The sequence below is a fragment of the Bradyrhizobium sp. WSM1253 genome, assembly GCF_000244935.1.
Classification (GTDB): domain Bacteria; phylum Pseudomonadota; class Alphaproteobacteria; order Rhizobiales; family Xanthobacteraceae; genus Bradyrhizobium; species Bradyrhizobium canariense.
In genome coordinates this window covers 6302221-6311482 of sequence record NZ_JH600073.1, presented here as the reverse complement: position 1 = coordinate 6311482, position 9262 = coordinate 6302221, and the positions used below count along the sequence as shown (strand labels likewise).

7 protein-coding genes are annotated in these 9262 nt (G+C 63.8%); all 7 read right to left on the bottom strand.

Annotated elements, in window-relative coordinates:
- A partial coding sequence (locus tag BRA1253DRAFT_RS30800; protein ID WP_157158747.1) for an IS3 family transposase occupies window positions 1-477 on the bottom strand: 477 nt, incomplete at its 3' end.
- Window positions 474-791 (bottom strand): transposase, encoded by a 318-nt coding sequence (locus tag BRA1253DRAFT_RS30795; protein WP_007593706.1) that lies wholly within the window; start codon window positions 789-791, stop codon window positions 474-476. The genes BRA1253DRAFT_RS30795 and BRA1253DRAFT_RS30800, both read right to left, overlap by 4 nt.
- 97 nt (window positions 792-888) lie before the next feature.
- Entirely contained in the window at window positions 889-2979 is a 2091-nt protein-coding gene (gene ligA, locus BRA1253DRAFT_RS30790) for an NAD-dependent DNA ligase LigA (protein ID WP_157158651.1), read from the bottom strand.
- Between the two features lie 247 nt (window positions 2980-3226).
- Window positions 3227-4897, bottom strand: a complete 1671-nt coding sequence (recN, locus tag BRA1253DRAFT_RS30785; protein WP_007600870.1) for a DNA repair protein RecN — start codon at window positions 4895-4897, stop codon at window positions 3227-3229.
- A gap of 13 nt (window positions 4898-4910) precedes the next feature.
- Entirely contained in the window at window positions 4911-5816 is a 906-nt protein-coding gene (locus BRA1253DRAFT_RS30780; protein WP_007600868.1) for an outer membrane protein assembly factor BamD, read from the bottom strand.
- 298 nt (window positions 5817-6114) lie between these two features.
- On the bottom strand, window positions 6115-7077 hold the full coding sequence (gene lpxC, locus BRA1253DRAFT_RS30775; protein WP_007600866.1) for a UDP-3-O-acyl-N-acetylglucosamine deacetylase: 963 nt from the start codon (window positions 7075-7077) through the stop codon (window positions 6115-6117).
- 361 nt (window positions 7078-7438) lie between these two features.
- Window positions 7439-9244: a cell division protein FtsZ gene (ftsZ, locus tag BRA1253DRAFT_RS30770; protein WP_007600865.1), complete on the bottom strand. Its 1806-nt coding sequence runs from the start codon at window positions 9242-9244 to the stop codon at window positions 7439-7441.
- Between the last annotated feature and the right edge of the window lie 18 nt (window positions 9245-9262).

Below are 9262 nucleotides of genomic sequence, written 5' to 3'. Positions count from 1 at the left end.
ACGATACGGCGGCTGTACAGATCCATGACGGCCGCCAGATACAACCAGCCCCTGGTCGGTCCAGACAAAGGTGATGTCAGCGAGCCAGACCTGATTGCGCATGGCGGCCGAGAAGTTCCGGCCGAGCAGGTTCGGCGCGATCGGGAAGCCGTGCCCGCTGTCGGTGGTGCGGCATCGTCGCGGCCCGGCCGAGATGGCTCGAATGCCATGATGGCGCATCTGCCGCTCGATCCGGCCACGGCTTGCATGATGTCCCTGGGCTTTGAGTTCGACATGAATGCGCGGGCTGCCATAGCGGCCATGGCTATCGCGATGAACCCGCTGGATGCCTTCCAGCAGCGCTCGATTAGCCAAGGCCCGGAGGCTTTCCGGGCGCGACCGCCAGGCATAGTAGCCCGCGGGCGAGACGCCGAGCACACGGCACATGACCTTGACCGGATAGTCCGTGCGGCGATCCTCGATAAAACGGAACCTCATGTCCGGGGTCCAGCAAAGATCGCGATCGACTTTTTTAAAATGTCGCGCTCCAAGCGCAGCTGTTCGTTTTCCCGCTGCAACCGCGCAATCACGTCAGCTTGGTCCGCCGACGGCACCGCCGCTTGCGATGTGGGCGCCACGGCGCTGCCGCCGGCTCTCGCCGTGCCCTGCTCCGCCACCCATCGGCTCAGCACGGAGCCGTCAAGCCCGAGCTCCTTCGATACCGACTTCGCCGAGCGGCCGCTCGACAAAACCAGATCAACTGCCTGCCGCTTGTACTCGTCCGAATAAGAACGTCGCTGCCGTTTCGTCATCTGACACCTCTTGCTGTCTAAGCTATAGGTGTCCACCGATTTAGGGGAGGCTCAATTCTGGATTGCTTCGCTTCGCTCGCAATGACGAAAGAAGCCCTCATTCCCCGATCAGCGCCAACCACTCGTCCTCGGTCAGCACCTTGACGCCATGCTCGCGTGCCTTGGTGAGCTTGGAGCCGGCGTCCTCGCCCGCGACGACGTAGTCGGTCTTCTTCGAGACCGAGCCCGCGACCTTGGCGCCAAGACGCTCGGCCATTGCCTTGGCTTCGTCGCGGGTGAACTTGGTCAGCGACCCCGTGAACACGACCGTCTTGTCCGAGACCGGCGAGCTCTTGCGCGGCTGTTCGGCGGGCTTCACCTCGATCTCGCCAAGCAATTCGCCGAGCGCCTTGACGTTACGGGGTTCGGCGAAGAACTCGACCACCGCATCGGCCACGATTTTGCCAATTCCGCCGATGTTGTTGAGGTCCTGATACGCCTCCGTATTGTTCTCTTCCTTGCCAAGGCCTGTCGCGGCGGCCAGCATCGCACCGCGGAAATTTTCGATCGTGGCGTAGTGCCGGGCCAATAGCTTGGCGTTGCCCTCGCCGACGTGGCGAATACCGAGAGCGAAGATCAGTCTATGCAACTCGATATTGCGTCGGGCGTCGATCGCGTCGAACAAGTTGCGTACCGACGTCTCGCCGTAGCCTTCACGTTCCATCAACTTCTTAACCGACCGCTTGTCGCGTTCCCGGAGCGTAAAGATGTCGACCGGCGACATCACAATGCCCTCCTGATAAAATTCCTGGATCTGCTTCTCGCCAAGCCCGTCGATATCGAATGCGAGGCGCGAGACGAAATGCTTGAGCCGCTCCACCGCCTGCGCCGGGCAGATCAGCGCGCCGGTGCAGCGGCGCACCGCCTCGCCCTCTTCGCGGACGGCATGGCTGCCACACACCGGACAGGTCTCTGGAAATTTGTAAGGTTTGGCGCTCTTCGGCCGCTTGTCCATGACTACGCCGACGACCTGAGGGATGACATCGCCGGCGCGCTGGACAACAACGGTATCGCCGACGCGGAGATCGACGCCATCGCGAAGCGGGTTACCGTCGTTGCCAATCCCCTTTATGTAATCCTCGTTGTGCAGCGTAGCATTCGAAACGACGACGCCACCGACCGTCACCGGCTCGAGCCGAGCGACCGGCGTCATCGCGCCGGTGCGGCCGACCTGGATATCAATACCATTGAGAGCCGTCGTCGCCTGCTCGGCCGCGAACTTGTGGGCGATCGCCCAGCGCGGGCTACGAGAGACGAAACCGAGCCGGTCCTGCCAGTCAAGCCGATCGACCTTATAGACCACACCGTCGATATCATAGCCAAGCGAGGCGCGGTCCTCGCCGATCTTGCTGTAGAACTTTAGGACGTCGTCGACGCTCTTGCACACTCGGGTCAGCGGATTGACCACGAATCCTGCCTTGTCCATCCACTCCAGCATGCCATGCTGCGTCTCCGCCGGCCGTTCGCTCATCTCGCCCCAAGTGTAGGCAAAGAACTTCAATGGCCGCGATGCCGTGACCGAGACGTCCTTCTGGCGCAACGAACCTGCCGCCGAATTGCGCGGATTGGCAAAGACCGTATCGTCAGCGGCGGCCTGCTTCTTGTTCAGCTCGATAAAATCCTTCTTGAGTATATAGACCTCGCCGCGCAGTTCGCAGGCCGCGGGGATGTGTCGGCCCTTCAGCGTGTGCGGAACGTCCTTGATGGTGCGGACATTCTCGGTCACGTCCTCGCCGGTGAATCCATCGCCACGGGTCGCGGCACGAACCAGTTCGCCGTCTTGGTAGCGCAGCGACAGTGACAGTCCGTCGATCTTGGGCTCGGCGACTAGCGCCGGAATCTCATCGTCATCGAGCTTGAGGAAACGCCGGACGCGGCCGACGAATTCCGTCACATCCTCGTCGCTGAAGGCATTGCTGAGCGAGAGCATGGGCACGACATGCTGCACCTTCGCAAAGCGCCCAGAGGGCTTCGCTCCAACGACCTTTATTCGATCGAAGTATTCCTTCCATCGCTTCTGTTGCTTCCATGTACTGATAAGCAGCTTCTCTAGGACATCGTAATCTGCGTCCAGCAGGATCGGCTTGTCCAAGTTATAGTAGGCGTGCTTCGCCCTCTCGATCTCCTCAGTGTAAGCCCGCAGCATCATCGAAGTTTCTTTTTCGAAGGCTTTTGGCAGACTTATGAGTGCCTTCCGTTTCTCGTCTGCATCCAACTCATGCAGTCTTTGATGAAAGGCAAAGACTTCATGTAAGTGCTCGTCTTCAAAAGAATTAAGAATGGCGACCAATTGAGCTTTTCGAAGATGCGGATCAACGAGAAGCCAATCGTCGGCAATGTAATTTAGCGCGATGGCTTTATTATAGTTGCTTCGCTTTTGTGCCATGAGAGTCGTACTAGCTCGCCGCCTTGAGCAGCCGGTCCGCGGCAGCCCTCGCCTCGGCGGTGATCTCGGCGCCGGCGAGCATCCGCGCGATCTCCTCGCGGCGGTGGTCGGCGGCGAGCGCATTGACGCGGGTGGCGACGCGCTTGCCCTTGTCCAGCGCGTCCTTGGAGATCAGCAGATGCTGGTCGGCACGGGCGGCGACCTGCGGGGCGTGCGTCACGGCCATCACCTGGACCTTGCCGGCGAGCCGCGCCAGCCGTCCGCCGATCGCGTCCGCGACCGCGCCGCCGACGCCGGTGTCGATCTCGTCGAACACCAAAGTCGGCGCCGAGCCGCGGTCGGACAGCACGACCTTCAGCGCCAGCAGGAAACGCGACAGCTCGCCGCCGGAGGCGACCTTCATCATCGGCCCTGGCTTGGTGCCCGGGTTGGTCTGCACCCAGAACTCGACGCGGTCGAACCCTTGCGGCCCTGGAGCTGCCTCGTCGGTCTGGACCTGGGTCATGAACTTGGCGCGTTCGAGCTTGAGCGGCGCGAGCTCGGCATTGACCGCCTTGTTGAGCTTCTCCGCGGATTTCTGCCGCGCCATCGACAGCTTCTTGGCCGCCGCCGCATAGCGCGCATCGGCCTCGATCGCGGCCTGGTCCAGCTTCTTCAGCCGTGAGGCGCCGGCATCGATCAGAACGACATCGGCGGCATATCTGGCGGCAAGCGCGGCGAGCCCGTCGACCGGCGTCGAATATTTGCGCGAGGCGGCGCGCAACGCGAACAGGCGCTCCTCGATGCGTTCGAGCTCTGAGGGATCGAAATCGGTCGCGGCAAGCGCCGCCTGCAGATGCTGGTCGGCTTCCTCCAGCGCGTTGATCGCGATGTCGATCGCCCTCACCGCGGGCTCGACCAGCGCCGGCGCGTTGACGCCGCGGCGCTCCAGCCGGCGCACGGCGGCCGAGAGCGAGGCGACCGGCGAATGGTGGCCGCCGACCGCCTCCTGCGCCTCGCGCAGGTCGGAGGCGATCTTCTCGCCCTGCATCATGGTGGTCCGACGGGACGCCAGCGAGGTCTCCTCGCCATCCCTGGGCGCGAGCTGCTTCAATTCGTCGGAGGCGTGACGGAGGTAATCGGCTTCGCGCGCAGCGCGCTCCATGCCGGCGCGATGCTCCTCCAGCGCGGTGTTGGCGGTGCGGCGGGCGTCCCAGAGCGCCTCGACCGCCGAGACATCCTTTTCGAGACCGGCGAAGGCGTCGAGCAGGCGGCGGTGGGTGGCGGCATCGACCAGCGCGCGCTCGTCGTGCTGGCCGTGGATCTCGACCAGGGCAGCACCGACCGCCTTCAGCGTCTGCACGCTGATCGCCTGGTCGTTGATGAAGGCGCGGGTGCGGCCGTCGGCGAGCTGGACCCGGCGGAGAATCATCTCGCCGGTATCCTCCAGCCCGTTCTCCGCGAGGATCTTCGCTGCAGGGTGATTCTTGGGGATATCGAACACGGCAGTAACCTGCCCCTGCTCCGCGCCGTGGCGCACGAGGCCGGCATCGCCGCGGCCGCCGAGCGCCAACGCAAAGGCATCGAGCAGGATGGATTTGCCCGCACCGGTCTCGCCGGTCAAAACCGCGAGGCCGGTTGCGAATTCGATATCGAGCCGTTCGATCAGGACGATGTCACGGATCGACAGACGCGCCAGCATGGAACTCTATTTCCTAGCCGAGACCCATTTTCTTGAAGGTCTTGCTAATCCAGGACCCCTGATTCTCGCTCGGTTCGAGACCGCCTGATTTTACAAGATTATAGGCGTCCTTGTACCAGCGACTGTCAGGAAAATTGTGCCCGAGCACGGCGGCAGCCGTCTGGGCCTCGCCGACGATGCCGATCGCCATATAGGCCTCGGTCAGGCGGTACAGCGCCTCCTCGACATGGCGGGTGGTCTGGTACTGCGTCACCACGGCCTTGTAGCGGTTGATCGCCGCCGTGTAGTCGCGCTTCTGCGCGTAATAGCGGCCGACGTTCATTTCCTTGCCGGCGAGCTGGTCGCGCGCACCTTCGATCTTGGCCTTGGCCGAGGTCGCATATTCGGAGGTCGGATATTTGCGCACCACCTCTTCCAGCGAGGCGATCGCCTTCTCGGTGCGGGTCTGGTCGCGGCTGATGTCCGGAATCTGGTCGTAATGCGAGGCGGCAATCAGATATTGCGCGTAGGCCGCATCCGGGCTGCCGGGATGCAGCGTGACGTAGCGGGTGGCGGCGCCGATGCAACTGTCATAATCGCCGCCCTGGTAGGACGCGTAGGCCGACATCAACAACGATTTGCGGGCCCAGTCGGAATAAGGATGCTGGCGGTCGACCTCTTCGAACTTTTTGTTCGCCGCCTTCATGTCCTTCTTCTCGTTCATGAGGTACAGGCCCTCATTGTAGATCTTGTCAGCGGGCTCCTCGACGAAGGTGTCGTCCTTGGCGGTGAACTTGTCCCAAAGCGCGCCGGTGCCGCAGCCGGCCAGCGGCAGCGCGAGCACGAAGAGGGCGACAACCTGAAGCAGCCCGCGGACTCGAGACGAGACTTCTCGAGACGGAACTTGACGATATCCGCGCGTCATACGCTGTGCCGACATGAGTATTGCCCTGACGCCCTGTGGTGCGGTGTCCGCCAGCCCATGAACCCCGTCCTGGGCGCGAAATATAGCCGTGGTGCCTGCCGTGCGACCACGCCGGTGTAACCGAAAAACGATCTTCAACCAACCCGGATAGGCAGGCATTCCGCCCGGATTAAGGCGAACGCGCCGCAATCCTAGCCGATCATCGTTACCAGGAGTTTCCCGGGGAAAGCCGCCGCCAAACGCCTGTGGCGACGGGTCTGTTCAGGACCCGTCTCTCTTTTAGGAAACGTTCGCTTCAGGATCCGTCTCTCTTTTAGGAAACGTCTGGCCCGTAGACCGCGGCGACCCGGCCACCGACGATGCCGCGACCGGTTTCGGCCACCGGACGCGTGGTGCGGCGGGCTGCTTCGCCCTCGACCACCCGCCAGGCGGTGCGGTCGGCGAGCAGCGCGGTCAGGACGGCGTGATTGAGCTTGTGGCCGCCACGAACCGAGCGGTAGGCGCCGAGCAGCGGCAGACCCGCCAGAGCAAGGTCACCAATCACGTCCAGCACCTTGTGGCGGGCGCATTCGTCGGCGTAGCGCAGGCCTTCGGTGTTGAGCAGCCGCTCCTCGTCGAACACGACGGTATTGTCGAAGGAGGCGCCGAGCGCATAGCCGGCGCTCCAGAGCCGCGCAACGTCGCACATCAGACCGAAAGTCCGGGCCCGGCCGACTTCGCGGCGGAAACGCTCCGGGTTGAGGTCGAAGGCGTAGCTCTGCTGGCCGATGACAGGATTCGTGAAGTTAATCTCGACCTCGGCGCGGAACCCGTCGGCATAGGGCCGGATCTCGCCGAAGGAGTCGCCGATCTTGACCGAGATCGGCTTCAAAACCTGAACGAAGCGGCGCTGTGCCGGCTGGGTCACGATGCCGGCCTGGTCGATCGCCGCAACGAAGGCCGCGGCGCTGCCGTCCATGATCGGCACTTCCGGCCCGTCGATCTCGATGATTGCGTTGTCGACGCCCATGCCCCGCAGTGCAGCAAGCACATGCTCGGCGGTGGAAACCAGCGGACCGTCGCGATCACCGAGGACGGTGGCGAAATCGGTCGCGATCACCTGCTCGGCGGTGGCCTGAACTTCGCGGTCGCTTCCCTCAAGCCCGGTGCGGATAAAAACAAAGCCCGCGTCGACAGGCGCGGGTCCAAGCGTGAGCGTGACGGGAAGACCGGAATGAACGCCGACGCCTGCCACACTGGCTTGCGCACGAAGCGTTGTTTGCCGGCTAAATTTCATCAGGAACCGCCCCACTACGACCACCGCGACTTATACTGAACCCGACTGAGCGGCTGAGACCGCTCGCTTCCGAATCCGTATCCCCAAGTCACGGCAAACCATAGTCACTGCCTCAAACAGCGCCAACTCACGCTTTTTTACCGATTGTTACCCCAAACCCGCCGTATTAGCGCCAAGGCTTAACCAAATTGGACCGGAGTTCGGGACCGTTTTCGGTAGTTTTACTGAACCATCGAATATGTAATTAATTATTTAAAATCAGTTGCTTGGCTACGCAATCCGGGTATGCACGGGGCAAAAGAAAAGGTCCCGGCAAGCTTCCCGCCGGGACCTTTTTTCGTCGGCCTTATTGTAACAATCCTCAGGTCGCCTGCCGTCGCAGGAAGGCCGGGATATCAAGATGGTCGTCTCCCTGTGGCGCCGGGGCAACAGGCGCGGGACGGCCGTGCATGTCCAGGCCCTGCGGCGCGGGACGACGGGCATACTCGGACACCGGCTCGGCGGAAGCGATTTGCTGCGCCACGGTCTTCTGGGGGCGGCGATCGGGCAACGGCGGCATCGCGGGACCGGCGGTGCGGGCCGCGATCGGCGCTTCGCTCTCCTCGTCACGACGGCCGAGGCCGACATTGGCGAGGCGCTGCAGCAGCGACAGCCGGGTCTTCTGCGGGGTCTCTTCCTCGACCTCGCCGCGGGCCTGGCGAAGCTCAGCCTGGGCCGGCATCGGAAGTTCCTCGATCCGCGGCATCCGCGGTGTGCGGACCGGCGCACGCTCGGCCTGCGGCGGGATGAAGGTTTCCGGCGTCATGGGCTCATGCATGGCCATCGGCGCCTGCTCGGGCTCCGGGAACAGCGTGGGCTTCTGCGCGATCGGCCGCACGGTGACGTCGCCATAGGTCTGCATCGGCGCGGGAGCCTGCGGTACGTCGGCAACGGCGGCGGCGATGGCGGCAAGCGCAGCGCGCTCTACGTTCGGACGCGGAGCCGTGGGAGCGGCGGCAAACTGACCCGTTCCGGCGGCCGGGGTCTGCGCTTCGAACTTCTGGGCGCGCTCGGCCATGCGCTGATTGTCGGCGCGCAGCCGTGCGGTCAGATCGGCAAGACGGCTCTCGGCAGCCGCGGCCGGAGCAGCGGGAGCCTGCTGCGCCTGCGGAGCAGGATTCGCGACGGGAGCGCTGGTGGCCTGGCTGTTGCGCGCGATCGCGGCCTGTTCGATGCCGGTCGCGACGACCGAGACGCGGATCAGGCCGTCGAGGGCTTCGTCGAAGGTGGCGCCGACGATGATGTTGGCGTCCTGGTCGACTTCCTCGCGGATGCGGGTCGCAGCTTCGTCGACCTCGAACAAAGTGAGATCCTTGCCGCCGGTGATGGAGATCAGGAGGCCCTTGGCGCCCTTCATCGAGCTATCGTCGATCAGCGGGTTGGCGATCGCGGCTTCGGCGGCGGTCAGCGCGCGCTTGTCGCCGGAGGCTTCGCCCGTGCCCATCATCGCCTTGCCCATCTCGCGCATGACGGCGCGGACGTCGGCGAAGTCGAGATTGATCAGGCCTTCCTTCACCATGAGGTCGGTGATGCAGGCAACGCCCGAATAGAGCACCTGGTCGGCCATCGCGAAGGCGTCGGCGAAGGTGGTCTTCTCGTTGGCGACCCGGAACAGGTTCTGGTTCGGGATGATCAGCAGCGTATCGACGACCTTGTGCAGCTCGTTGATGCCCGCTTCCGCGGTGCGCATGCGGCGGCCGCCCTCGAAGTGGAAGGGCTTGGTCACGACGCCGACGGTGAGGATGCCCATCTCGCGCGCGATCTTGGCGATCACGGGAGCCGCACCGGTGCCGGTGCCGCCGCCCATGCCGGCGGTGACGAACACCATGTTGGCGCCCGAGAGATGGTCGCGGAGCTCGTCCATCACCTCTTCGGCTGCGGCCGCGCCGACGACCGGCTGCGAACCTGCGCCCAACCCTTGCGTGGCCGCCGTGCCCATCTGCACGATGCGCTGCGCCTTCGACATCGTCAGCGCCTGCGCGTCGGTGTTGGCGACCACGAAGTCGACGCCCTGGAGGCCCGCCGTGATCATATTGTTGACGGCGTTACCACCGGCGCCGCCGACGCCGAACACGGTGATGCGGGGCTTCAGTTCGTGAATATCAGGAACATTGATGCTGATGGTCATGTTTGCCTCTCGATCACG